24 protein-coding genes are annotated in these 25,145 nt (G+C 55.6%); 8 read left to right on the top strand and 16 right to left on the bottom strand.

Annotated elements, in window-relative coordinates:
• Positions 1-189 precede the first annotated feature (189 nt).
• The gene (locus GOX45_RS07680; protein ID WP_171099585.1) at positions 190-948 is read left to right on the top strand and encodes a hypothetical protein; all 759 of its coding nucleotides are present in this window, start codon (positions 190-192) and stop codon (positions 946-948) included.
• Here the strand turns inward: GOX45_RS07680 and GOX45_RS07675 are convergent, their stop codons facing one another.
• The 8 genes from GOX45_RS07675 to GOX45_RS07640 form a co-directional block, all read right to left on the bottom strand.
• A complete protein-coding gene (locus GOX45_RS07675) occupies positions 949-1,890 on the bottom strand; it encodes a metallophosphoesterase (protein WP_171099584.1) in 942 nt (313 codons plus the stop codon).
• Entirely contained in the window at positions 1,880-3,313 is a 1,434-nt protein-coding gene (locus GOX45_RS07670) for a hypothetical protein (protein ID WP_171099582.1), read from the bottom strand. The genes GOX45_RS07675 and GOX45_RS07670 overlap by 11 nt, the downstream gene beginning before the upstream one ends.
• A 19-nt stretch (positions 3,314-3,332) precedes the next feature.
• Positions 3,333-3,977, bottom strand: a complete 645-nt coding sequence (locus GOX45_RS07665) for a hypothetical protein (RefSeq protein WP_171099580.1) — start codon at positions 3,975-3,977, stop codon at positions 3,333-3,335.
• 120 nt (positions 3,978-4,097) lie between these two features.
• Positions 4,098-4,271 carry a hypothetical protein gene (locus tag GOX45_RS07660; protein ID WP_170493938.1) on the bottom strand — a complete coding sequence of 58 codons (174 nt, stop codon included), beginning with the start codon at positions 4,269-4,271 and terminating at the stop codon, positions 4,098-4,100.
• 400 nt (positions 4,272-4,671) lie between these two features.
• Positions 4,672-5,286 carry a hypothetical protein gene (locus GOX45_RS07655; protein ID WP_171099578.1) on the bottom strand — a complete coding sequence of 205 codons (615 nt, stop codon included), beginning with the start codon at positions 5,284-5,286 and terminating at the stop codon, positions 4,672-4,674.
• Positions 5,287-5,415: 129 nt separating this feature from the next.
• The gene (locus GOX45_RS07650; protein WP_171099576.1) at positions 5,416-6,942 is read right to left on the bottom strand and encodes an alpha/beta fold hydrolase; all 1,527 of its coding nucleotides are present in this window, start codon (positions 6,940-6,942) and stop codon (positions 5,416-5,418) included.
• A 329-nt stretch (positions 6,943-7,271) separates the two neighbouring features.
• On the bottom strand, positions 7,272-7,571 hold the full coding sequence (locus tag GOX45_RS07645; protein ID WP_171099574.1) for a hypothetical protein: 300 nt from the start codon (positions 7,569-7,571) through the stop codon (positions 7,272-7,274).
• A gap of 364 nt (positions 7,572-7,935) precedes the next feature.
• A complete protein-coding gene (locus GOX45_RS07640) occupies positions 7,936-8,220 on the bottom strand; it encodes a hypothetical protein (protein WP_254430677.1) in 285 nt (94 codons plus the stop codon).
• 313 nt (positions 8,221-8,533) lie between these two features.
• On the opposite strand from GOX45_RS07640, the gene GOX45_RS07635 reads away from it, so the two are divergent.
• Positions 8,534-10,249, top strand: a complete 1,716-nt coding sequence (locus GOX45_RS07635; RefSeq protein WP_254445955.1) for an adenylate/guanylate cyclase domain-containing protein — start codon at positions 8,534-8,536, stop codon at positions 10,247-10,249.
• A gap of 67 nt (positions 10,250-10,316) precedes the next feature.
• Here the strand turns inward: GOX45_RS07635 and GOX45_RS07630 are convergent, their stop codons facing one another.
• On the bottom strand, positions 10,317-11,147 hold the full coding sequence (locus tag GOX45_RS07630; RefSeq protein ID WP_171099571.1) for a tyrosine-type recombinase/integrase: 831 nt from the start codon (positions 11,145-11,147) through the stop codon (positions 10,317-10,319).
• Between the two features lie 114 nt (positions 11,148-11,261).
• Positions 11,262-11,588: an Arm DNA-binding domain-containing protein gene (locus GOX45_RS22305; RefSeq protein WP_171099570.1), complete on the bottom strand. Its 327-nt coding sequence runs from the start codon at positions 11,586-11,588 to the stop codon at positions 11,262-11,264.
• Positions 11,589-11,893: 305 nt separating this feature from the next.
• Here GOX45_RS22305 and GOX45_RS07620 point away from each other — a divergent pair, with 305 nt between their 5' ends.
• Positions 11,894-13,006: an anhydro-N-acetylmuramic acid kinase gene (locus GOX45_RS07620; RefSeq protein WP_171099568.1), complete on the top strand. Its 1,113-nt coding sequence runs from the start codon at positions 11,894-11,896 to the stop codon at positions 13,004-13,006.
• A gap of 50 nt (positions 13,007-13,056) precedes the next feature.
• On the opposite strand, the gene GOX45_RS07615 is transcribed toward GOX45_RS07620, so the two are convergent.
• Both GOX45_RS07615 and GOX45_RS07610 read right to left on the bottom strand, forming a co-directional pair.
• Complete coding sequence (locus GOX45_RS07615) at positions 13,057-13,422, bottom strand: DUF4157 domain-containing protein (protein ID WP_171099566.1); 366 nt, start codon at positions 13,420-13,422, stop codon at positions 13,057-13,059.
• 129 nt (positions 13,423-13,551) lie between these two features.
• Positions 13,552-14,442, bottom strand: a complete 891-nt coding sequence (locus tag GOX45_RS07610) for a fatty acid desaturase (protein WP_171099564.1) — start codon at positions 14,440-14,442, stop codon at positions 13,552-13,554.
• 361 nt (positions 14,443-14,803) lie between these two features.
• Here GOX45_RS07610 and GOX45_RS07605 point away from each other — a divergent pair, with 361 nt between their 5' ends.
• The 4 genes from GOX45_RS07605 to GOX45_RS07590 are packed head-to-tail and all read left to right on the top strand — an operon-like array spanning position 14,804 to position 20,353.
• On the top strand, positions 14,804-16,894 hold the full coding sequence (locus GOX45_RS07605) for a hydantoinase/oxoprolinase family protein (RefSeq protein ID WP_254445954.1): 2,091 nt from the start codon (positions 14,804-14,806) through the stop codon (positions 16,892-16,894).
• A complete protein-coding gene (locus tag GOX45_RS07600) occupies positions 16,891-18,534 on the top strand; it encodes a hydantoinase B/oxoprolinase family protein (protein ID WP_171099560.1) in 1,644 nt (547 codons plus the stop codon). Before GOX45_RS07605 ends, GOX45_RS07600 begins: the two co-directional genes overlap by 4 nt.
• Positions 18,531-19,613, top strand: a complete 1,083-nt coding sequence (locus tag GOX45_RS07595; RefSeq protein WP_171099558.1) for a histidinol-phosphate transaminase — start codon at positions 18,531-18,533, stop codon at positions 19,611-19,613. The genes GOX45_RS07600 and GOX45_RS07595 overlap by 4 nt, the downstream gene beginning before the upstream one ends.
• Positions 19,610-20,353 (top strand): Asp/Glu racemase, encoded by a 744-nt coding sequence (locus GOX45_RS07590; protein ID WP_171099556.1) that lies wholly within the window; start codon positions 19,610-19,612, stop codon positions 20,351-20,353. Before GOX45_RS07595 ends, GOX45_RS07590 begins: the two co-directional genes overlap by 4 nt.
• A 2-nt stretch (positions 20,354-20,355) precedes the next feature.
• Here GOX45_RS07590 and GOX45_RS07585 read toward each other — a convergent pair whose 3' ends face one another.
• The 3 genes from GOX45_RS07585 to GOX45_RS07575 are packed head-to-tail and all read right to left on the bottom strand — an operon-like array spanning position 20,356 to position 22,626.
• The gene (locus GOX45_RS07585) at positions 20,356-21,135 is read right to left on the bottom strand and encodes a methyltransferase domain-containing protein (RefSeq protein WP_171099554.1); all 780 of its coding nucleotides are present in this window, start codon (positions 21,133-21,135) and stop codon (positions 20,356-20,358) included.
• A 29-nt stretch (positions 21,136-21,164) separates the two neighbouring features.
• Positions 21,165-22,157 (bottom strand): nitronate monooxygenase family protein, encoded by a 993-nt coding sequence (locus tag GOX45_RS07580; RefSeq protein WP_171099552.1) that lies wholly within the window; start codon positions 22,155-22,157, stop codon positions 21,165-21,167.
• A 49-nt stretch (positions 22,158-22,206) separates the two neighbouring features.
• The gene (locus GOX45_RS07575; protein WP_171099550.1) at positions 22,207-22,626 is read right to left on the bottom strand and encodes a cupin domain-containing protein; all 420 of its coding nucleotides are present in this window, start codon (positions 22,624-22,626) and stop codon (positions 22,207-22,209) included.
• 86 nt (positions 22,627-22,712) lie between these two features.
• On the opposite strand from GOX45_RS07575, the gene GOX45_RS07570 reads away from it, so the two are divergent.
• A complete protein-coding gene (locus GOX45_RS07570; RefSeq protein WP_171099548.1) occupies positions 22,713-24,131 on the top strand; it encodes a YdiU family protein in 1,419 nt (472 codons plus the stop codon).
• Here GOX45_RS07570 and GOX45_RS07565 read toward each other — a convergent pair.
• Positions 24,107-25,024: an adenylate/guanylate cyclase domain-containing protein gene (locus GOX45_RS07565; protein WP_171099547.1), complete on the bottom strand. Its 918-nt coding sequence runs from the start codon at positions 25,022-25,024 to the stop codon at positions 24,107-24,109. The two genes, GOX45_RS07570 and GOX45_RS07565, sit on opposite strands and share 25 nt — an antisense overlap.
• Positions 25,025-25,145: the final 121 nt, after the last annotated feature.

The raw sequence follows: 25,145 nt of genomic DNA, 5'->3' as shown, positions 1-25,145 counted from the left end.
GATGTTGTCCAACCTAACACAGTATTTGGCGGAAGTTTGATGTTTCATCCCGCAAGGCTTTACCGGAACCAAATTCATAAGGTTGAATTAGTCTATGGGAGTGCGGCTTCATCGCGAGGTGTGGAACGATTGCGTCAAGTTACTCACTTCGCAGCGACTATTCGACGGTACAGAGGGAGGGAAAGACTTTTGAGTAAGCTATTTTCGATAGTATCGGTCCTTTTGGCGGTGCTTTTGCCTAGCGTTAGCTATTCTCAGATTGATCCTGCTTCCTTGCTTGCGGGAACGTCCGAGTCAGAGATAGTGATTGAACGAGGCTGGACTCAGTTCCGTGGTAAGCAGGAACTCTACTTCTTCACGCTAGACGTCATTGTAACGATCATTTTGACCGCATTGATTGTCTATCATCCCGTACGACGTAAAGCGCGCCGAAGTGTCAGCGATCTGGTTATGCCCAGACTGTTCTTCCTATACGCGCTAATTGGAATGGCTGTGGGATTCCTCGTGGTCCAGCACGGGTCAATGATTGGTTTCGTTATTTTTGGCATCGGTGCGTTGCTCAGGTTCCGCTCCAATCTGGATGATCCGGTCGATACAGTCGAAATGATAATCGTAACGGTTCTTGGTCTTGCCGTCGGTTTGGGCTTACCACTGATGGCCACACTGGTGGCGATTGTGTGTTGGAGCTTCATTTGGCTCGGAGGGCGAAACAAGGGCGTGGAAGTTTCGCTCAAAGCTTCAGATGAAAAACACTCATTGAAAGTCAGCGGAGACATTGAAGCGATGGCCGCAGACGCTGGCTGGAAGCTGGTCAGAAAACACCACGTCCCCGGAAAATCTCGCGTTTCATTGCTTTTCATCACCTCAGGAGGACTCTCAGAAGCCCGGATCGAAGAGATGATAAACGATCTGGTCCCAGAAAAGGTCGAACTGAAACTCAACCTTTAGTCATTTGACAAGGTCTAAGCGTTTCAACACTGCATTCGGAGATCTGATCTCTTTCGGGAGCGACTTGAAATTTACCGACCTTTCGAAATCAGGCCCTCGATATACCGCAATCCCAAATTCTCCATTTGGCTGGAACGTTACATGAGTGAAGCTGTGAGGCGACCTGGCTTTTGAACCGATTAACCGTCGCGGGCCACCGCCCAAACAAGCTTGGGAGACGTAAGCGACACCGTCTTTCCAACCGGGATAGAAGGCATGATGGTGGCCTGACAGATGCAGAACAACACCGCTTTCCAGATAGATTTTTTCAAGTGTTGGGTCACCGATGATTTCGCGTTCGCGCTGGATCGCGAACGGCCAAAGTGGGAGGTGACTGAAAGTGACAATCGGGTCTCCGTCTGCACCCAGTTCCTGTAGGCGGTCCTGCTGGTCACCGGACAGGGGTCCTAGGGTTGTTGCATCCAGAGACGCAAACGTAATGCCCTGCATCTCAAAAGCGTAGAAGAACGGGTAGTCATTTGAAACCAAGAAATCGACGTCTGGTTTTCTCGGAGTCCATTCCTCTGCGTATATTTTTCTTTCACGCTCGAACCCACTGTAGGCGGAAGCATCATGGTTTCCAGGCGTGACCGCAAATGGAATTCCGGCAGCCGCTAGAGGATCTGAGATGGCCACGTGAAACGCCTTCCACATCTCCCTGACCTGTTTGTCGGACAAGTTGGGAATGCGCTGTCCCGCGACCATGTCGCCCGTCGAAATCACCAGATCGGGATCAATCTCGATTATCCGCTCAATCGCTTTGTCGACGCGAGGAGAATACACCACCGAACCGTAGCTGCCATTCAGATCCGATATGACGATGACATCCAACGCCGCCGCTTTACAGGCTAACAGAGCGGTCCAAATGAACGCCGCAATAAGGGCAGAACGCTTACGGGTCATTACAGTCCACAGCCTCTACCTCGGTGTCGTTTCTCAAAAAGAATGCGACAGGATCCAAGTCGAACATCAAATCACCATTAGAACAATTGTCCTGGAGAATGGACGTTGCCAGCGCGGTGTTTTTCACAACTTGGGCAATCTGCCGATCTGACAACCCAAAGCTTTGCGATAGCCAGTCATAGACTGAGCCTTGGGTTTGAAGGTCACTATTCAATGCAACCAAGCTCCGATATGTGCTTGGAGAGAAGTGGCGAATTTTCTCCAGCATTTGTGTAGATTTCGCGAAGTTGGCATACTCGACACGCCCACCAGCATCGTTGTCGTTTAGATTGCTGCGACGGATCAATAACGCGTCGGCGGGAACGTCTCCATCGTTTGGCTCATGGTGCTTGGCTTTCTTATGCTTCAGCTTTCCGTCTTCGACCCAATACCAATAGGGTGTGAAGTCTATGTTTCCTACGCGGTCCTGCTGGCTAAAGATGAAATCGAGGAGAACAACCTCGGTAATTTCTTGCATCCAAAATGTCATCTGTTGATCACTGACATCAGGACCGAGATCCTTGTTGATCTGCCGGTCCTTTCTGCCTTCTTTAACGCCCTCTTCAATAGCCTCTGGCAGGGGTTTTGAGGAACGCAAAGCCAAGAAAGCAGGCGTTTCCTGGAAATCACGGTTTTGGCCTTTCCCCCAACCAGACTTGCGGGTGCCGTTGATTTCCGAGCCGTATCGATGCCCAGGACTATCAAGCAGTACACCGTATATTTGCGTTCGATCCGAGGTGAACAGATCATCGGTTGGTTGGTATGAGTTTGGGTCGGCATCCGCAGCCGCGAAGACCCGCCAGCCTTCATGGTTCATGCGCCCGCCATGAGAGCCGCCAGAAATCACAAGACCAGGCTCTGCGACTTCGGAAAAATGCGCTTGGGCGTCCATGCTACGCCAAACGGCGACTGGAACTTTGACAGTCGTGTCAAAATACCTAGAAAAATGATAGTAAAGCAGCGACGAGGTGGAAAATGTTCCACTGGTGCCCTTTTGGTTCATGGTGGATTTGAATTTGGCTACCCTGTCCTTGGCCAGATCTTTTGCCGCCTTCCCCTCTTTGCAAGCGTTTCTCTCGAACTCAGAACGGTTCCCCTTGTATGGTCCTTCCGAAATATCGTAGACGGCCATTCCTGGACTGGTACTCCAGGTTTTTGGGCAAATAGCGATTTCGGAGGCATAGAAATCGATCTCGCAATAGGCCGTTTCTTCCTCAAGATCGCTTTTCTTATACTCGCCCGTAGGAATTTTTTCGATCCTAATACAGCGTTCAGTGACGCCATTGGGACTCTCAAATGTCGTGGCTTCACCAAGAACATCGTCGTGCGCCAACAAGACAGTGGGTGCGATGAAAGCAAGTGACCCTAGAAGACTGAGCTTCATTTGGATAGTCCTCCCAATATCATTTAGGGCAAATCGCTGTCTGTTGTTCGGTGGAGATTTTTAACTTTGGGTCGACACTGAAGTTGGAGAACTTTGAGTCAATCCACTTGTCGCATCCGCCTGAACAAGGCGCCCCGTTTCGGGCATCATTCCAATATTCCTTGGCCCTTTCTTCCGTCCAACCGCAAAACTGAACGAGCGCCATTGCCGACAATGCACCCGAGGAATGAACGCCCCACATGCAGTGTACCAGAACAGGGCCCTTTCCAGGGTTTTCAATCACCTCGTGTATGGACGCCATGACAGCACTGGGTCGGGAGGATCTGGCGCTTTGATAGTCGAAAGATCCGTTTCCGCAACTTGTGCGGCCGTATTCGGTGTTCTTGCCGAAGTCTGCGTAAAACCCGGTTGAAAACCCTTCATCGCAAAGGGTCTCGCGTTGAACTTTACTCAGACCCGTTCGATCCTTGTCGCCGCCTTTGAAACCAGAGCGATACAATACTCCGCTTAAGACTGGGCGAAAGAAAGCGACGCCATCAACACCTCCGTCACCACCCTTTGAAAGCATTTGACTGTTGCTTGGGCCACCGTTTCGACTGGTTACGTCAGAATTCGCCGCGGTTGCCAGAACACCAATGAATATGAGGGACGTCAAAAACCGCATGCCAGCTCCTTCCTATTTTTCAGCCTGTTATGCTCAAACTCTTCCCACTTGGTAATCTATTGGAGCGGCTCATTCTCAGCAGCCGTATCAAGTGCGGGATAGACTTTCCGACCTGAAGCTTTAAATCGGCCACACCAGATTGATGATAAAGACGACCACGAAGTAGGCCAGAAAAACTTTCCAGTTCCATTGGTGTTTGCTTTCTTCGTTGATCACGCCGGACGACTTCAATGCCAGGTTTGTGACAATCAGAGCGACAACGATGACCGCCGCATGTGCCAGATCAAAATGCATACTAGTGCTCCCTATTGCGGATGTTAGATCGATGAAAATGTGTCAGCAGTCACCTGATGGCAGCATAGCTACATCTGAGTACCTTCCCTCAGATGTTGTGATCCGAGCACATGCACCAGTATCCGTGTTAAACCAGTACGAGGTGAGCCCTTCGCTTCGGATGAGTTCAAATCCGAGACTCTGGATGCCCATTTCAGCCTGTCCCGCTCTTGCCCCTTCAAATGACGAAAGATCGCTAGAGCTGCCCACAGTTGGTGCACTTGCATCTACCGAACCGCTACTCTCATCGCATGCTGCAAGCGCAGAAATGCACATCGTGCCTATCACAAATAGTACTTTGGATTTCATCTGTTTTTCCTAGCTTTTGGGGGGATACGTTTCGGGGATTCTAGTCGATCACCTATTCAATTCCGAAAATTACGTTGTAGCTGACGGAAGAGTTGCTGCGATTGATAACCTCCGCAACATGATCACCAGATTGCCAAAGCTGTCCTCGATACTCTTTGTCCGCCGACATCAATCCCAACAGTTCAGTACCATCGGGGTTACGAATAACGTAGTCCAAGGAGCCATTTCGCGGAGCAACGCGGACGTAGAGGAACTGTTCGTTTTTGGCACCCAGAACATATTGCTGAGAGGCGCCGGGCGCGAGTTCACCAACTAGTTCGGCGCCGGTGGAGCCAGCATCGAATTTGACACGTTGGCTACCGGTAGAACCGGCGGCGCCTGCCATTGCTCCACCGCCATCATCCATAGCTTCGACAACCGACATCTCGCCGATGCTTCCATCCTTGTACGCGATACAGCGCCAGAGTGTTCCACCTGCATCACGCAGTATGACCAGCGTACCGGCTTCCGAGAACTGCGAGCTTTCAATCGTACCTGATTGACCGTCTGGTCCTCCCACCTGCCGCAAATGGTCAATACACGCATCGTCGGCTTCTGATATTGCAAAAGCAGCTGTACCCGCGATTGCGAAGACGGGTGTGAGGAGTTTGAGTAGCTTGAGATTCATCAGTTGGCCCCTGTTGAATGATCGTAATAGTTTCGTTTGGCCCAAGGTTGTGGCGGGCATATTTCTGACTTCAGATTTGCCTTTCTCTGTTGCTTAGCTTCCAAATGAAGATCAACGTGTCCCGAATTTCTAATCCCTCGACAAAGACCCATCTGGTAAAACGAAGTTCACTGGCTCAAGTTCGTTTAGGCAGGGCGCAGAAACCACGTTTGAAACGTCGGCAAGAAACTTGACTAAAAGTGAAGCCGCGCAACGGTTGAATTCCCCAATCTGGACATGCGTCCCAGACGGAAAAACAAACTGTTGCGCGTTCGGCAGAGACTCCTCGACCTTGTCAGCAAGGAATGCTGGTGTTCTAGCATCTAATTGGCCTGTCAGTATCAGCGTCGGAACGTCGGCTCTGAGCGGCTCATCTGTATCAGGCGAAAGCTCTGGAAGCGCCAAAGTTTCACAGGCAGTCTTGTACTGTTCACCCACCAACCCAGAAAACAACGAAGCATATTCACTCGTGTCAGGTGTTGTCTTGACGTCTTCGGTAGAATTGACCGGATCTTCAGAACAGACGACTGTGAAGTGCATCAACGACGCAAGATTGCCAGCAGGTGTGTCCCTGGCTTCCAGCGCCGCTTGTCCGATGATTGGGCCGAGCCCCTCTGACAAGCTTGCACGACCATCGGCAAGTAAGAGTGTCAGTATGGCCGGTAGACTGCCGACTGAGATCTGACCGCTTTGCCGCTCAAACACAAACTCAACGAAACTTTGCTTGGAGATGCTGAAGGTTAAAGTCTCTGTCTCGTCTTTCGGGTTCACATAGGTTGTTGGGATCGGGCCCTCTTGAAATAGATCAATTCCCTCTTGAACCAGAGAAAGCAGATCGAACTCTGCCGCGCATTTTGGCTCGGCGGAACACTGCGTTGCGAGTTGCCCAATCGAGAAATCTACGCCAATCGCCCGGTTTTCCGCCCAGTTTTGGGTCGTAGGTGTCTCTGCGCCGTCAAGTATGAGAGCTTCAAGGTTGTTGCCGAACATACGAGCGTAGTGTTGCGCCAGAAGTGTTCCATAAGACGCACCGTAGACGGCGATTTTTTCATATCCGAAGGCTTCACGAGCAGCGTCTAAATCCTGTGCCATTTGCAAGCTATTGAATTTGGTCAAATCAATACCGTCAGCTTCAGCATCAGATCTGCAAGTTTGAATAGCGTCAAGAAGCCAATTGGTAGTATCTGATTTGGTTTTGTCTTCCACAACTGCACGCCACGGCAGACGATGGAAGGGTGTGCAATCCAAAGAAGGTACACTGTGTTTGGAACCGCGCTCTTCTAGGATAAAGATATCTCGGGTCGCGATCAACGGGCCGAGCATTGGGTCTGAGAAGACGGCGTAAATCCCTTCAGTCAAAAGCGAGGATCCGGGTCCGCCTGACAGCATAAACATTGGCGGATCTGCCGCTTCCCTTTTTTGGGAGACACGGACGAAAGGTAGGCCAATTAAGTCATCGTTAGGGTAGGAGCGGTCCCGAGGAACATAAAACGTGCCGCAAGACACATCCGAGGCAATTTCTGCTTCATCTGGGACGGGTACAACGCAGGGACCAGGAACAATCTCAAACGCACTTTGCGCGAATGCTGATCCGCTCAAAACGATCATCGTCAACATTCCCAATGTGCACATCAAACGCAGCTTGCCGACAGTGCATAGAGCAAATTGGTAACAAACAGTAGGTTTCAGCGTCCTGCTGCTCATCAGGTCATGGTCCGTACGGCCATACTAGATTCAGCAGGAAAACAACAACGGCCATCGCGACAACTACTTTCCAGTTAAACTTGCGACGTTCCTCTTCTTTAATGATCCCTGACATTTGAAGTACAAAGAGTGTTGCCACTAGTAGTAGTACGGTTACGACTGCATGTGCCAAGTCAAAGTGCATTCAACAAGTTCCTTTCTTTTAGAAATAAATTCCTTCTTTGAACTAGGATCAGGTGATTTCACTTCGCTTCTCTTAACTTTGACAGAAACTCATCGCATGCCTGTGCGCTACCGACGATCTCGCCCGTCGTTTCAATTCCCTGCAGTGACGCCATCTCGGAATTCACGCGATTGAGAATCTGATCCGCTTGCTCGGCGGTGATCAGGTTCTCGGCTTGTGCTCCTTTCAGTGTGGTGCAGACACCGGTGGACAAGCCTGTCGCAACGCCGACACCCACCGCGGCCCCGCCACCCAAGGTCATCGCCCCAACCACGCCAAGGACGAGCCCGATCACAATTCCCAAGATTACTTTTCCCATGTTTTCCTCCCTTTTGGTGAGACAGAGCTCCGCCTTCACTTCTGGCGCCAACTGCGTGCCCATCTGCAAATTAAGACCAATGCCAACAGGTTGAGTGCGGGTGCAATCGCTGCGAACCACGGTTTGACTGGTTCTGAAACCAAGTCCGATACAAGTATCCAAGGCAATCCCAACGGCAAAAGGAACACCCCAGACAAAGGGTCTCTTTCTTGTCCCAACCAGCCAAATGTACCAGTCAAGAACACAAACAAAGCCAGCAGGTAAAAGATCGCGAATACGATGGTGGTTATTCTACAAACCAAGTCGAACTTTCTGAAGAGCAAGCCAGTGTTGCGCGGCCGTGTTCAGCCACGCACCATATTGATCACAATGCGCCTTCGTCGCCCAAGAACTCGATACCAGCTGTCGCGCCATCACTGTAGGCAATACAATTCCAAGGAGCACGATCCTCGCCAACGCCGACCGTTACTTGTGTTCCCGCCTCGCTAAACGCAGACGACAGCACCACGACTTGCGAATTGTTTGTCGTATTGGCGACATCACGCAGACACGCCTGTTGGGCAGGAGTCAGTTCCGATGACGCAGTCGAGCCGCCAGTATCTTCACATGCTGCAACAGTTAAAGTCACAAACAATACAGCAGTGGGCATCATTATTCTCTTCATTGTTCTTCCCCTGTTAGTTCCGCCTAGTACTAAGTCAAAGACTCACGACAAAATCAACAATTTGATTGTGTCGAATTTTTGCGTGATAACGGGCGTCAGACGGGGACAACTTGTTTTTATGGCTGAAGTCTTTCTAGCAATAGATCCATTTATTTTTTCCGCTTTGGGCTCGATGCGGACATTCAGTTAATTACGCCCAATGTCTGCCAAGCGGACAAAGCAGCCGGTCGAAGTTCGTGTGAAGGTTCCAGATATACGATCTCTTTCCCACGTAACGTATTATGCGTTACGAATAGACATGAACGGAGACCGCAGACTTTCCGCAGTGCTCTCGGCCGATGTAGTAAACTACTCAGGCCAGATGAAGGCAGATGAAAACAGAACTCTCAGCGAACTTCGTGTTTTACGTCGAGAGTTATTTGATCCCTTGGTTAGCGATCATCGCGGTAATGTCGTCAAAAGGATGGGTGATGGATGGATAGTCGAGTTTAACTCGGTGTCTGACGCGGTGCGATGCGCCCTCGATCTTCAAAGCCAAGTGTCAACTCAGTCCTCACTGAAACTACGAGTAGGCGTTCATCTTGGAGATGTCGTATTCGAGGAAGATGACATTTTCGGCGACGGCATAAATCTATCCGCACGGTTACAAGAGGCATCCAGTGAAGGGGCTGTGTTAATTTCAGATGTCGTCCATCGCAGCCTTGACGAGCGTCTCGCTGAGCAATTTTATCGCGCTGGAGAGCGACAGTTTAAGAACGCGCCGTCACCAATAGAAGTTTTCCAATGGTCGCCGCCAGGTTCTGCCCCACCGCGAGTAACTCCGGCTAGCCATACAAAGTCTCTGCTAATCGGCGTCTTACCTTTTGATAATCTTTCTTCTGACCCCGATCAGGAGTTTTTTGCAGATGGCATTACCGAAGAGATCATCACCACTTTATCAAAACTCCCGAATTTACTGGTCGTCGCGCGCAACTCTACATTCGTCTACAAAGGGCGTTCTGTGGACGTGAAACAGGTCGGACTGGAACAGGGCGTCGATCTTGTTCTCGAGGGAAGTGTACGCCAAAGCGGTAGTCGCGTGCGGATTACTGCGCAGCTAATCGATGCGAAATCTGGAATGCACATTTGGGCAGACCGGTATGATCGCCTCATAGAAGACGTATTCGAAGTTCAGGATGAAATTGCCCTCAGGATAGCGACCGAGCTTCAAGTCGAGCTCTTGGCTGGTGAGATGGCCCGTTTCAGAGGTTCGGGGACAAAAAATCTTGATGCCTGGACTGCTCAATTGCAAGCCGTCGAAGCTTCGCGCAGGATAACAAAAGAAGCACAGGCCGACGCTCGCCGGTTTGCGCAACAGGCAATTTCCCTCGATCCTAACTACTCTGCGCCACATTGTACTTTGGGGTTCATTTGCACCGTCGAAGCAAGGCACGGCTTTGTAGTAGACCGAAGTGCTGCGCTGGCAGAGGCACGTGACTGCGCTCGGTTTGCTCTGGAAATCGACAGCTATAACCCGGAAGCTCACGCAATTGCAGGTTTCGCGGATGCAATTGATGGCAAGCTGGTGTCGGCTATCGAGAAGTTCAATGAAGCGCTGGAGCTAAATCCAAACCACGCTGATGTGGCTGCAAGGTTGTCGATTACATTCGCATTCAATGGACAAGCAAAAGAAGCTATCCGCATGGCGCGGCAAGCCATTACTCTCAACCCTCATTATCCGGGCTGGTACGCTGGCGTTTTGGGTTTGGCACTTCGGCTCGATAGTCGATACGAGGAAGCCAAGGAGGCATTCGCCGAATATGGTCAAAGGGTTGAAGGCTTTGGTCACCTAGACCTCGTTATCGTACATGTGGAAACGGATAACCTTGAGGCCGCTCGCGATGAAGCACAGAATGTAATGAAATACCGTCCTCAGTTTTCCATAGCGGATTGGGCGAAAACTCAGCTTTTCTGTGATATAGAACAATTGGAGAAAGACTGCGCGTCTCTGCGTTTGGCCGGCCTGCCCGAATAAGTGTAACGCTGATTTATGGCATCTCAATTATTCTTGGAAACTGATACCCTCTGTGTCCGCTTTGGGCTCAATGCGGACTTTTGACTACATCAATAGGAGGCAATGTCGGCTGGGCGGACTTTGCTGCCATTGGGCCGTTGTTAATCAGCGACCGCTTTGCAGCCCGTTGCGGATGTTGGTTTTCGTCGCATCGGATAGGACTCTGACCATTCGCTATTGGAGCGATTTGAGACGTAATAGGCTGAAAGCAGAGACGGTTTGATCGGTAGGCTGGTGACACGGCCATGCGTTGGTTCAAAATCCGAGTTGGTCGTGTCGCAGAACAAAATTGGTTCACTACACCTTGAGACAACAGATTGGAAATTACCGCCTTCCTCAATTGATGAACACCGAAGCCTTTAACCTTGGCTTTGCGACCCTGCACCTTGCCAAAGTCAGAGAGCCAGTTGTGATGCGCCATCGGGAAGATCGGCCCCGTCCCCTTTTTCAAGTAAGAAAGGGCTTCACGAGCCAGATGATTTAGCCAAACAGTATGTTCTACACGTTGTTTCCGAATCTCAGCCGGGAAAAGGATCGAATCCTCGCGAATATTCTCCCAATGAAGCTTCATAATTTCTGACCCCCTTTGTCCAGTCGCAGCGCATAACAGGAGGGCGCAGACTTTATGCTTGTCGCTATGTTGCCTCGCGACCTCAAGAACTCTTGCGATTCCCTCATTGCTTACCAATAGCCTTTTGGGCTGGATCGCCACCGGTTCAATTGTTAGCGTCCTGTCTTTGCTGCACCACTCGTTTATCAGCGCAATCTTATAGACTGCCTTAAGTAACCGTCTTACATGAAATGCGGTTCCTTTTCGTTCAGTTGCGATCTCAGCAACGAGATCGGAGAGACGGTACAAGGACACTTGGTCGAGTAACGTTCCCCTTATTTCATTTGGAACGCATCTCCATGCCTGATCTATTTGTTGGAGAAATGACGTCGATTTGCCTTCTTGGGATTTCTTTCTCAGGTACTACGCGTAAGCCTGAGCCATCGTAAGGTGAACTCTAGGCTCAGCCCAATCAGCCTCCTCTTGCTCACGTTTCAGCTTGTCGAGCGCTTTGATCGCGAGAGAGCATGACATGCTTGGCCATTCTCCCAATTTGCGCCTAACAGTTTTCTTCGCGTGTGGGTTCCATAGCCTCGCATAGAACACCTTTGATCCGGTGCTTCGAACCCGGATCGTCAAACCTCTGGTGTAAGCTATGGTGTAAGTTAGCTCGCCATTCTGAGGCGAAGGTAGATTGCGAAGCGTTTTTTCAGTTATGCGCTCAAGCTTGCGGTTTTTTGAGTCGTCCATGCAGATTTGGCCCTTTTATCAATGCGCTGAAAGGACCAAGGGCACGACATGACACCAGCGAGCGAAGCGACGCACCGTGCCAAATGGATCATCGTGGCGATGAAATCCGATTTGGGGTGGTAGGTCATGTCGTGCCCTTTGGGTATGTGTTGCGCGGCACTGTATAGGGGGCGGACGGTGCAAGGAAAAGGCAGTTTCGGCAAGAAAAACACAGCGCGCATGCGATGTTGCTTGCCTTGGATGTCGCTTGACGCGAAACATTGTGCAAGACACCCGGATAACGGGGCAGCAAGAGCGAGGGCAGCGTGAGCCGGGTCATCAGCAAAACAGGTGTGGTCGCGGCCTTGGGGGCGATGTCGGGAACGTCTTTGGATGGTGTGGATGCGGCTGTCCTGCAAACCGATGGGCACCAGATCCATGGTTTTGGCGACACAGGCTACAGGCCCTATTCCGACGCCGAACGCGCCGTATTGCGTAAAGCTCTGGGTCAATGGCACGGGCCCGATGTGGATGCCGCCGCCGAGTTGGTGACCTTTGCCCATGCCGAGGCCTTGTCCGAGTTCGATCAGATCGATCTGATCGGCCTTCACGGTCAGACCCTGGCGCATGAGCCGCGCGGGCGTGGGACGTTGCAGGTGGGGGATGGTGACGGACTGGCCCAGGCGCTGGGTGTGCCGATTGTCTGGGATTTCCGCAGCGACGACGTGGCCATGGGGGGCGAGGGCGCACCGCTGGCGCCGTTCTTTCACTTTGCCTGTGCCAAGTGGATCGGCGCGACCCAGCCTTTGTGTTTCCTCAATCTGGGCGGCGTTGGAAACCTGACCTATATCGACCCAAGCTTTGATGGCCCCGAAGCCTCCGGTGCGCTTTTGGCCTTTGATACCGGCCCCGCAAACGCGCCCATTGATGATCTGGTGCAGGCCCGATTGGGGCAACCCATGGATCGCGACGGCAAAATCGCGCGAGGTGGGGCCGTGGAAACTGGTGCGCTCGAACGGTTTCTGGCCGAGCCCTTCTTCGCCCGCATGCCACCCAAGTCACTGGACCGAAACGACTTTGCCCGCATGGTCGGGTTGGTGAGCGAACTGCCCGATGCAGATGCGGTCGCCACACTGACCGCGATGTGTGCGGCGGGCGTGGCACAAGGCATGGCCCATTGCCCCAAACCCCCAACCCGCGTGTTGGTCACCGGCGGCGGACGTCACAACCCGGTGCTGATGGAAATGCTGCGCGTCTCACTGGACTGCCCGGTTGAGCCGGTCGAAACCGTGGGCCTGAACGGAGACATGCTCGAAGCCCAAGCCTTCGCCTATCTCGCCGTCCGAGTGGCGCGGGGCTTGCCGACCTCGTGTCCCGGAACAACGGGGGTGAGCGCGTTGGTGGGTGGAGGTGTCGTAAGCAGCACCCGGCTAGCGTGATCTGCGCTGTCTGGTCGTCGAAGAATGAACCTGACCCGCAGCTCTGCTGATCACTTGGACACCAGTACCTTTCCCTTCATCGGCTTCGGCATACGACCATTCGCCTGCTGAACCACGTGGGTCAGCTCATGCGCAATCAGTTTTTTGTCCTTGGCGTCCGAACTTTTTGCAAAATAGATGTCTTTTCCATTGGTAAAGGCTTTTGCGCTCAGAGACTTACACAGATCAGCAGCATTGCCACCCGTGTGAATCCGCACCCCCGACAAATCCGCGCCTAATACGCCTCCCAGGCTCTCTGTCAGCTTTTTGTCCAGTTTCGTCGCCTTGGTTCCGACGATTTCATCTTTGATTGCCTTCGTTTTTGCCTTTTTGTTTCTAAGCCCTTTTACGATTTTTTCAGCTTCTTCGGTTTTCATTTTCACGTCCTTCAAATGCAATTGGGTGTACGCTTTGGGGTCATAGGGCTGTTTCAGTGTGTGGTTCAGTGAAACGAATTACACTCGGCCAAGCAGTTTCAGGTGGTTGCCCGGCTTTTACAGGCTTTTTCACAGGTCCAATGTTCGAAGATACTCTGCCGTAAATGTCGAGTATCCGTCTGAGGTCGTTTTCAGATGTGTTCTGGCCTCTCGGTGCAAGGCCGGAAGGTGGTGGAAGGGGACGTTTGGAAAGGCGTGGTGCTCGGCGTGGTAGGGCATGTTCCAGGCCAGGAACCGGATGATCCGGTTGGTAAAGGTTGTGCGGGAATTTTCGAGCATATTGGCGACCGGCGGGCAGAGGCCGTGTTCGGCCAGCAGATAAAGCCTGAGCGCGGGTTGTCCGACCAGAACCGGCAGGATCCAGATCCAGAACAGCAGGGGCGAGAAGAACAGGCTGAGACCTGCAGCTGCGTAAAGCGTCAACAGCAGACGGGCTTCGATGCGCATGGCGCGGTGTTGGCGAGAGGGCAGGAAGGGCGCGTCGATGCGGCCCAAGGCGTTCAACACCAACGTCTTTGCCATGCCGCTCCAATAGGGCCAGCCGCTCAGATAGATCAGAAGGCTTGGCCAGTTGTCAGGCCGGGGCTTGCCGCCAAGTTCGGGGTCTTTTTCGGGGTCATTGGTCCATTTGTGATGGGCCAGGTGATAGTATCGAAACCAGGTGAACGGCAGTGCGATGGGGATTGAGACCAGATGGCCGACGACCTCGTTCAACCAGCCGCTGCGAAAGGGGGTTTTGTGTGTGCATTCATGGCTGAGCGTGAACAGAAAGACCAAGAGAACGCCCTGGGGCAGGACCAGAAGCGGCCAAAGCGGGGCCTTTGCTGCGATCGCAAAAGTGCAAACGGCGATCAGTGCAAAATGCAACGCAAGATGCTTTAGACCGGCCGCGTTCGAGCGTTGTTGCAGCGCGGCTTTGGTCTGGGCGGAAAGCGAAGCGATGAGCGCACGGTGATCCATGGCCGCAGGTTAGATATGTGGCGATCCGGGTCAAGAGAACACCGATTGTATAGCAGTGGACCGACTTTAATTATGCCATACAGTCGCCTGTAAAGAAAGGATTCTGCAGTAGATAGTGTCATCTTCGGTCTTTTTAGGTTGAAATTTCTATTGACAGAAATCCTGTTCCTTCGCCAGCATCCCGGACAGCGCAATGATCAAAGATGGTGTGCGACTCGTGCTTGCATCTGCGGAAAATCTGGGACGCCGGGCAACCGGATGTGACCTGGTCACCTGACCAGTCGCAAGGCTGACAGGCCGCGCCTTCTGGGGTGCGGTGGATTTCCGATCATGAGTTGACCGAGTTCACAAGATGCACGAGATGACTGGATTGCGCCTGGCCGTCGATATTGGCGGCACGTTCACCGATACAGTTTTGGTGGACGGAACCGGCAAAATCTGCGCCACAACCAAAACACCAACAACGCCGGACCACCCCAGCCTGGGTGCATTGGACGGCGTGCGTCGCGTGATGATGCAGGCCAGGGCAGACTGGGGCGGCATCACCGGGTTCATTCACGGGACAACTCTGGCCACCAATGCGCTGATCGAACGACGCGGGGCGCGGGTTGCAACGATCACGACCGAAGGGTTCCGCGATATCCTTGAGATCGGGTATGAGCGGCGGTACAGCCAATATGACATCAATCTGGTCAAGCCAAACCTGCTAGTGCCACGGTCTCAGGCCTTCACCATCGGCGGGCGGATGAATGCGCAGGGGCAGGAAATTGAACCGCTGGACCACGCGGATGTGGCGCGGCTTGTGCAGGCGTTGCAGGCCTGTGATGCGCAGGCCGTTGCGATCTGCTTGCTGCATGCCTATGCCAATCCCGACCATGAGCTGCAGTTGAAAGAGCTGCTAAGCGCCGCCCTGCCAGATTTGGTGATCTCGCTCAGCCATGAGGTCAGTCCCGAGGCGCGTGAGTTTGACCGGCTCTGCACAACGGTTGCAAACGCCTATATCCAACCGCAGATGGCGCGTTATCTGCATGATTTCCAATCGCGATTTCAAGCAGAGGGATTGCGCTGCCCGATCCTGATGATGACCGCTGGCGGTGGTATGACGACGATGGAAACTGCCGCCCGGTTGCCGATCCGGTTGGTGGAATCTGGCCCAGCGGGCGGTGCCATTCTGGCCGCGCGCATTGCCGCCCAGATCGAGGCGTCAGAGGTTCTGTCTTTTGACATGGGCGGCACCACGGCCAAGCTCTGCCTGATCGATGAGTTTCGCCCCCAAACCGCCCGCAAGTTCGAGATCGCGCGGGCTGCGCGGTTCATCAAAGGTTCGGGCATGCCGGTACGCATTCCGGTGATCGAAATGATCGAGATTGGTGCGGGTGGCGGATCCATCGCCCATGTGGATCGGCTGGGGCGGTTGCAGATTGGCCCCGAAAGCGCCGGCTCTGATCCCGGGCCTGCGGCTTTTGCCAAAGGCGGTACGGCGCCAACGGTGACGGATGCCGACATAGCGCAAGGTTTGATCGACCCTGATCGCTTTGCCGAAGGACGCCTGACCATCGAAACAGACGCCGCCGAACAGGCGCTGACTTTCGGTGTTGGTAAGCCCTTGGGCCTGTCTGCCGCTGACGCAGCCCATGGGGTCAGCACCATCGTGGATGAAAACATGGCCGCTGCCGGGCGTATGCATGCGGTCGAGTCCGGCAAGGATTTAGGCCGCCGCGTCATGATCGCCTTTGGTGGCAACGGGCCGCTGCACGCAACCCGGGTGGCGCGCCGGTCTCAGGTCGATCGCATCGTGATCCCCAATGATCCGGGCGTGGGCTCGGCTGTCGGATTCCTGCTGGCGCCGGTCTCGTTTCAGATCATCCGGTCGCGCTATGCAAAGCTCGATCATTTGGATTTGGACGACTTGAACCAATTCTTCGACGCGATGATCGATGAGGCGCAAGCCGTTGTCCGGGCCGGGGCCCCGGAGGGTCGCCTGCTTTGCCGACGCCAGGCCTTTGTGCGCTATCACGGGCAGGGACATGAGATCGAAATCCCTCTGCCGGATCGAGCGCTGCGGTCGGATGACATTTCCGCTTTGCGTCAGGCGTTTGAGGCGGAATACAGCCGTCAGTTCAGCCGCGCGGTGCCAGGGATGCAGATTGAGATCCTGAATTGGGCACTGGATGTGTCTACCAAAGCCGAGGTGTTGAGCCCGCAGGTACAACCCGAGACGTCGCAACGGGCCGTACCTGTCGGGCACAGGCACATTCTGTGCGAGGTCAGTGGCTCATGGCGTCAGGCCGACCTTTTCGACCGCAGCGCGCTGAGGCCCGGAGATTGGCTGGAAGGCCCGGCTCTGATTGTCGAGCCGCAGACAACCACCTTTGTCAGCACCGATTTCACAGCCCAGATCGATGGGGGCCACAACATCTGGCTGATCCGCGACAGAAAGGACGAGCAATGACCCAGACGAATACCGCGCTTCAGGTTATGTGGAACCGTCTTTTGGCCGTTGTCGAAGAACAGGGTCAGGCGCTGATCCGCGCCGCCTTCAGCCCCATCGTGCGCGAATGCGGGGATATTTCCGCGGGGATCTTTGACCTGCAGGGGCGTATGTTGGCGCAGGCCGTCACCGGAACGCCCGGGCATATCAACACGATGGCAGAGGCGGTTAAGGCGCTGCGCAACCGCTTTTCGGTGCAAGAAATGAGGCCCGGCGACATCTATCTGACCAACGATCCCTGGATCGCTTCGGGGCATCTGAATGACTTTTTGCTGATGATGCCGGTGTTTTACAAAACCCGGGTCATCGGGTTTACGGCCTGTACGTCACATCTGGTGGATCTGGGTGGTCTGGGGATGGGGCCGGAAGGGCAGGATATCTATGACGAAGGTTTGCTGATTCCCCCGTGTAAGCTGGTGGAGGGCGGTACGCTCAATACGTTGCTGATTGAGATCGTTAAGGCCAATTCGCGTGAACCCATCGCCAATGAAGGTGACATCTATGCGCTGATCGCCTGCTGCGAAACGGGCGCGCGCCGTCTGGCGGATATGATGACCGAGTTTGGGATCGATCACCTGGATACGCTGGCCGATTTCATTATCGACACCTCCTATCGCGGCACTTTGGCGGCCATCGCCGGGCTGCCAAAGGGCACGTGGCGCAGCCAGTTGGTGGTGGATGGATACGACCGGCCCATCGACCTGCATGCAGCGTTGACGATATCAGGTGATCAGGTCGCGTTGGACTTTACCGGCACATCGGGCCTGTCGAACAAGGGCATTAACGTGCCGCTGAACTATGCAACTGCCTATTCGGTTTTTGCGCTGCGCTGCATCATCGGGCCGGATATTCCCAATAACGCAGGATCTTTGGCGCCGTTCGTTGTCTCTGGGCCAAAGGATTGTATTTTGAACGCGCAACCGCCTGCGCCTGTGGCCATGCGTCATACATTGGGGCAGATGACACCCGATCTGGTGTATGGCTGCCTGTCCCAAGCTTTGCCGGGCGCGGTGCCCGCCGAAGGCGCGTCCTGCATGTATGATCTGCCCTTGCGCCACGCGCCCGAAGCTGTCTCGCGCGGCGATACGCAATTTGCGTTAGAGCTGGTGTTCAGCGGTGGAACCGGTGCACGGCCCGGATTGGACGGGCTTTCGGCCACAGCGTTTCCGTCGGGCGTCTGGGGCAGTCAGGTTGAAACCACCGAAGCGGTTGCCCCCGTATTGATCACGCGGCGAGAGCTGCGGACAGACAGCGGCGGGCCGGGGCAGAGGCGCGGCGGCTTGGGGCAACGGATCGACTTGCGCGCGGCCAAGCAAGAAGACCTGATGCTTTTTCTGTCGGTCGAGCGCGTAAAGAACCCGGCGCAGGGCCGCTTTGGCGGCCAGCCCGGGGCCGCCGGGCGCATCCGTCTGCAAGGCAAGGATTTGCCCGGCAAAGGTGAGGTTCGCATCCCCGCAGGAGACACTCTGGTCTTTGAAACGCCCGGCGGGGGTGGGTTTGGCGATCCCAAAAGCCGCGATCGGGCCGAGGTTCTGCGCGATCTGCAAGAGGATCTGATCAGCCCCGGGGCGGCGCATAAGACATATGGGGTAGAACCATGATCCAGCCCGTGCCTCACATCGCTGAAATGTCACCCTATGCCTTGGCGCAGCTCAAGGCCCCTGCGGGGAAGTCTTTGATTTCGCTTTCACAAAACGAAAGCCTGCGCCCGCCCAGCCCGGAGGCGATCAAGGCTGCGTCAATGGTCATTGGACAAGGCCACCTTTACCCCGATCCCGATTGGGGCGAACTGCGCGTGGCGCTCGCTGAAACCTATGGTTTGGAGGCCAGTGGCATCGTTTGCGGGGCGGGGTCGATGGACCTGATTGCCTGTCTGGCACGCTGTTTCGCCGGTCCGCAGGCAGCGGTTCTGGCTCCGGCCCATGCGTACCCGTTCTTTCGGACGGCCGCACAGATGGTGCAGGCGCGGTTCGACACAGCGCCAGAGCGGGACGGGCATGTCTGCGTGGATGCACTGATCGACGCCATCCGGCCCGACACACGCCTGCTGTTTCTGGCCAACCCGGGCAATCCGACAGGCACCCGCATTTCGCGATCCGACCTGATCCGGTTGCGCAAAGGGATTCCCGCGTCGGTGCTGTTGGTGATTGATGAGGCCTATGGCGAGTTCGCGGACCATCTGGCCGAGCCCATGTTTGATCTTGTTGCGCGCGGCGACACTGTGATCCTGCGCAGCCTGTCCAAAGCCTATGGGCTTGCGGCGATGCGCGTGGGCTGGGGGTTGTTTCCGCCTGCCATTGCCGCGCAGATGCGCAAAGTCATGAATCCCAACAACATCCCTGCCGCAAGTCAGGCCGCCGCTGCTGCGGCGGTAAGAGATCAGCGATATATGGAGGAAACCTGCGCCTTGACCAGACACGCGCGCGACGGTTTTCGCGCCCGGTTGCAAAAGGCCGGGTTTGATGTGCCAGAAAGCTTTACCAATTTCACGCTCATCCGGTTTGCCAGCGATGACGCGGCGCAACGCGCGGATGCCGCGTTGCGTGCGGAAGGCGTGTTTCTACGTCCGCAAGGCGGTGTCGGTCTGGGGCACTGCCTGCGCGCGACCATCGCGGCTGAAGCGCAGCTTGATCAAGCCGCAGCTATTCTGGAACACCAGAGCAAGGAGCAGGGATCATGACCCAATCGCGCGGGCGCGCCCGGTTTGGCATTCTTGTGCCCTTCACCAACACCAATCTTGAACCCGACATGGCGCTGTTGCGCCCGGATGGTGTGTCGCTGCATTTCGCGCGCATGGGCGGCTATGATCAGGATGAGATCCCGGATGCCGACCAGATGCACGGGCTGGGTGCGGCAGATCTGGACGAACCACTGCATCTGTTACAAGGGGTGCGCCCCGATGTGATCCTTTATGGCTGTACATCAGCCACGCTAACCCATGGGCCCGAGTTCGACCGCCACCTTGCCCAACAGATAAAGGCCCAAAGCGGCGCGGCAACCGTGACGGCGGCAGGGGCTTTGGTGCATGCTTTGCGGACGCTGGGGGTGAAACGGATCGGGTTTGCGTCGCCTTATGTGTCGCAGATCAACGATATGGCCATCGGTTTTCTGCGGCAGACCGGGATTGAAACAGTGGCACGCTCGGAAGTGCGCGAGGCGCTCGACAATTCCGGGCAGGGCGCGATGGGCCCGGACGCGGTGTTTGACCTGGGTCGCGCCGCCGATAGCCCGCAGGCCGAAGCCTTGGTGCTGTCCTGTACTGATATGCGCAGTGTCGAGGTGATTGACAGGCTGGAACAGGCGGTGGGCAAACCTGTCATCACCTCGAACCAGGCGATGGTGTTTCAGGCGTTGCAATTGGCGGGGATCGCTGATCCGGTACCGGGCTATGGCACGCTATTGCAACGCACACGGCTTTGAAATCAGCCAGATTTGCGCGCTATCGTGACAAATTGCGTGATCGAGAAAAAGAACCGACCCTCCCGCGCCAACTGGTGTTGCTCGTCAAACCACGCGTCCGCTTCGGCGACGGGCATATGCTGATTGTCGATCGCAAAGCGTCGCATCAGATGCATCATCATCACCGCCAGCCCATCCGGTTTCAGCACGTGATCGGTGAGCGTAACCGTCTCGACGCCCTCAACCTTTTGCCCCAGCTTTCTGAGCAATCCCGGCAGTCGGGCAGGGACGTCACCCGCCGCAAAATGGGCATCCCAAGACGCCAGCATCCGGTTCATGCGCTCGGCGTTTTCGCTGAACCAGACAAGGCTGTCGAAGTGCAGATCGCTGATCACCAGACGGCCGTTGGGCTTAAGGCAGCGCAAGGCCTCTGACAGGGCGGGCTCCATGTCCTCCAGATATTCGAACACCTGCACGGAAACGGCTTTGTCGGCCACGCCATCCGCTAGCGGCAACGCGTCGGCCAATCCGACATGAAACTCGACATTCTGGAACTCGGCACAGCGTTGCTTGGCCGCTGCCAACATGTCGGCGCTTTGATCGACGCCCAGAACCTTGCCCTCGGGCCCCACCGCGCGGGCCAGTTCTGCGGTCAGCAGCCCGTTGCCACAGCCGATATCCAGGATGGTCTCGCCCGGGCATGGCGCAAGCGCATCAAAAGACGCCCGGCGGCGCTTGATCACATCAGCGCCCTGATAGGCCATGTCCAGAATTTTGGTGGTTTCCGCGTCAAACTTCAGCATTTGGATTTCCCCCGTTCCAGGTCTAGCGCTCAGAGTATCGCTTGCCGGTTTTGCAGATGGTCCTTGGCATCCAGGTAAAGCTCTTCAACGATCTCAGCGGCAGGCATGATCTGCCGGACAAGCGCGACACCCTGACCGGACCACATCGACATCGCCTCAACATCTCCGTCTGTACCTGGCAGAGGCGTATAGCTTTGATAGCGAAGGATGGGCCTGCCATCCGGGCGATGTCCGATCACCTGTTGCTCACCCGGACGGTTGCCCGGGCTTGCAGACCCGGTTGTGTGCCAATGTTCCGAGGTCGAGTTCTTCAACGCACGATGCGGCGCGGCGGGCCAGTCCACGTCATAAAGGTCATAATACCATTCCGTCGCTGTCTCAGAGGCGTCAAGAATGCTCTGGCGATAGGTGTCGTGAATCGTTGCCTCGGTGCTGCCCAGAAAACGCGTACCAACCCAAACGCCTTCAGCGCCCAGCAAAAGCGCGGCTGCCATCCCGCGACCATCGGCGATCCCTCCGGCAGCTACCACCGGTAGCTTGACCGCATCGGCCACTGCCGGGATCAGCGCAAGGGTCGAAACCTGCCCCCAGACATGGCCACCGGCCTCCCAGCCTTGGGCAACGATCACATCGGCGCCTGCATCCTCAGCCGCCTTGGCTTCGGCGACACTGCCCACGCTGGCCAGAACCACCAGCCCGGCTGCTTTGGCTGTCGCAAAGGCCGACGGCTCCATCCCCCAGAACAGGGAAACAGCGTGGATCTTGGCGTCGATACAGGCCTCAAGCTGGTCTTGATAGGGAAACGAGAGGTTCAGATTGACTGCAAAGTTCCGATCTGTCAGCGCGCGGACGGCGGCAATTCCCTCCACCACCTGATCCACCGGCTTGCCCCATAACGGGATCACGCCATAGCCACCGGCATTGCAGACCGAGGCCACAAGGTCAGGACCGGCGGCGCCGCCCATCGGGGCCGACAGGATCGGTTTTTCGATATCCAAAAATTGGCACAATGCGCTGGGCATAAGATCGCTCCTTTATGTACGGCAGGCTTGTCCGGAGCGCAGCGGTCGTTCAGCCACGCGGGATGTCAAACTCTGGTGCCGCCAGTTCAAACCCCTGAAACTCGAATCCCGGCGACACGGTGCAACTGACCAAAGTATAAGCGCCCGTGCTGCGTGCGGCTTGCCAGTGATGTTTCGGGACAACCACTTGTGGGCGTCCCTGAGACAAGTCCGGCGTCAGCACATGATCCGTCGCAGGCCCTTGATCTGTCGCACTGATCGACAGGACCATAGGCGCGCCTGCGTGGTACAGCCAGATCTCGTCGGCATCGACCCGGTGCCAATGGCTGCTCTCGTCCTGTTGCAACAGGAAATAGATACAGGTGCCTGTTGCACGGCCTGCATTATCGGCGCGCCATGTCTCGGCATACCATCCACCTTCGGGATGGCGTTGCAGGTGCAACTGGTCGATGATCTCTTGCGCGTTCATTTAGGTTCCGTCCCTTTGCTGCTGATTATGCACAGGGTTGCGCAATCTTCTATGGCAATCGGCAAAGCGGACCATATGTTTGGCTCATGACACTGACGATCCCCTTCGACAACAGCTATGCCCAGCTGCCCAACAGCTTTTACGCTCGGCAAAAACCCGAACCCGTGCGCGCCCCGCGACTGGTTGCGTTCAACGCAGATCTTGCACGCCTGTTGGGGATCACGCCGGGTGACGTGCAGGACATGGCCGAGACCTTTGCCGGCAACGCCATGCCGGAGGGGGCCGAGCCTTTGTCTCAGCTCTATTCCGGGCATCAGTTTGGGCATTACAACCCACAATTGGGCGATGGTCGTGCGGTGTTGCTGGGCGAAACCTTGGGCACTGACGGAGAGCGGCGGGATATTCAGCTCAAAGGATCGGGCCGCACGCCGTTTTCCCGCAATGGTGACGGGCGTGCGTGGCTGGGGCCGGTGTTGCGCGAATATGTGGTGTCCGAGGCGATGCATGCGCTGGGCGTACCGACCACGCGCGCGCTGGCAGCGGTCGAAACCGGAGAGGTCGTGCTGCGCGAAGGCCCGATGCCCGGTGCGGTGCTGACGCGCGTGGCGCGCAGCCATTTGCGTGTGGGCACCTTTCAGGTTTTTGCCGCGCGCGGGCAGTTGGACGATCTACGCAAACTGACCGAATACGCTATCGACCGTCACTATCCGCAGGCTGATGGCCCCATGGGCCTGCTGCGCCATGTGCGCGACGCGCAGGCGCGCCTGATCGCGGCCTGGATGAGCGTGGGCTTCATTCACGGTGTCATGAACACCGACAACAGCTCGATCGCGGGAGAGACAATAGACTATGGGCCTTGCGCCTTCATGGATCAGTATCACCCCAATACGGTCTTCAGCTCAATCGATCAGTTTGGGCGCTACGCCTATTCCAACCAGCCCGACATTGCCGTGTGGAACCTGGCACAGCTGGCCACAGCGCTGATCCAGCAATATGAAGACAAGGAAGCCGCCGTAGAAGAAGCGACCGAGATCGTTCACGCCATGCCTGACCTGTTGCAAGCAGAATGGCTTGCGCGGTTCCGGGCCAAGATCGGGTTGACCACATCCGAGGAAGGGGATCAGACGCTCATCTCGGACCTTTTGAAACGCATGGCCGAGGAACAGGCGGATTTCACCAACACCTTCCGGGCTTTGGCTGGGGATGCGGCCCGCGATCAATTCACCAATCCCGAAGCCTTTGATAACTGGGCCGAAGGCTGGCAGGCGCGAGTGACGCGCGAGGCTGATCCCGTTGCGACGATGACATCGGCCAACCCGGCCTTTATCCCGCGCAATCACCGCATCGAAAAGATGATCTCGGCGGCGGTGCAGGGGGATTACGCGCCGTTTAACCGGCTGAATACGGTTTTGGCGCAACCTTATCTGGATCAGCCGGAAAACGAGGATCTGCGCCGTCCACCCAGCACGACTGAGGTGGTTCAGGCCACGTTCTGCGGCACCTGAGTCCGGCCGCGAATCTCAAAGCTCAGGCAGGCCTCAGACTCGTCTATCGGCATGGTCGGGGAAATCACGCCGCTATCAGCCAGCATGACAGATTCCCGTTTCAGCCTGATCTCGCGGCCCGCTTCGGATTTTACATAGGTGCCCGAGGTGCTGCGGTCGGTCAGGATCAGTTTGCCCGCCTTCATGCTCAGCACCGCATGCATCCGTGACACCCAGGGTTGCTGCAGCACGACATCGCAATCGGGCGCGCGGCCGATGGTCAGCTCACCATTGTCACCACACCACCAGACGCTGTCTTCATAGCGCAGATGCAGGGTCAAACCCGCATGTGGTTTCCAGTTGGTCTCGGACCGTCCAAAATTTGTGGGCAGACGGGTCTGGAAAATCATGTCCGAAGTGGGGTCGACAAGTGAGAATGCGGGCAGGGGCTCGGCCACGCCTTTCAGGCTGAGCCGCCCAAGGGGCTTGAGCATGGACCGGTGTTCCGGGTGCAAAAGCTTAGCGGCGGCCTCGCTGACACAAGCCTCGCCGGGGTTGGCCGCCGTGGCAAAGCGCGCGGTGACGTTGACCGCCTCGCCATAGATGCCGCGCTCGCCGATGACGATGGGGCCTGAATGCATCCCTACATGCACTTGCAGAACCGTTTCCTCATCCGGCTCAACCAGTTTTAGGGCGGCTCTCAGAGCGGCGTTTGGGTCGTCGAAAAAGCTTAGGACATCGTCGCCTTTCTGGCCAACGGGCACACCTCCGAAAGACAGCAGCACGCGCCGCAGATGGTCGATCTTGAGCTGGATCAGGCGCTGCGCCTCATCATCACCTACCGCATTGTACAATGGAGTGCTGCCAGCGATATCTGCGATGATCATGGTTGCGAATTTGGAATCTACGTCCAATTTCGGGGTCCTCTTCGGGTCGGGTCAGCCGTATCGACGACCATACCAGTCGCGTTTTCGTGGACTACAGTCCTAGGATAGGAAAATCCGTGTTTCAAATTAAACTTCAGGTTCTGCGTGA

This window comes from Ruegeria sp. HKCCD7255, assembly GCF_013031565.1.
Taxonomy (GTDB): domain Bacteria; phylum Pseudomonadota; class Alphaproteobacteria; order Rhodobacterales; family Rhodobacteraceae; genus Ruegeria.
Note: the sequence above shows the minus strand (reverse complement) of the source record. Positions and strands in the feature narration are given on the sequence as shown.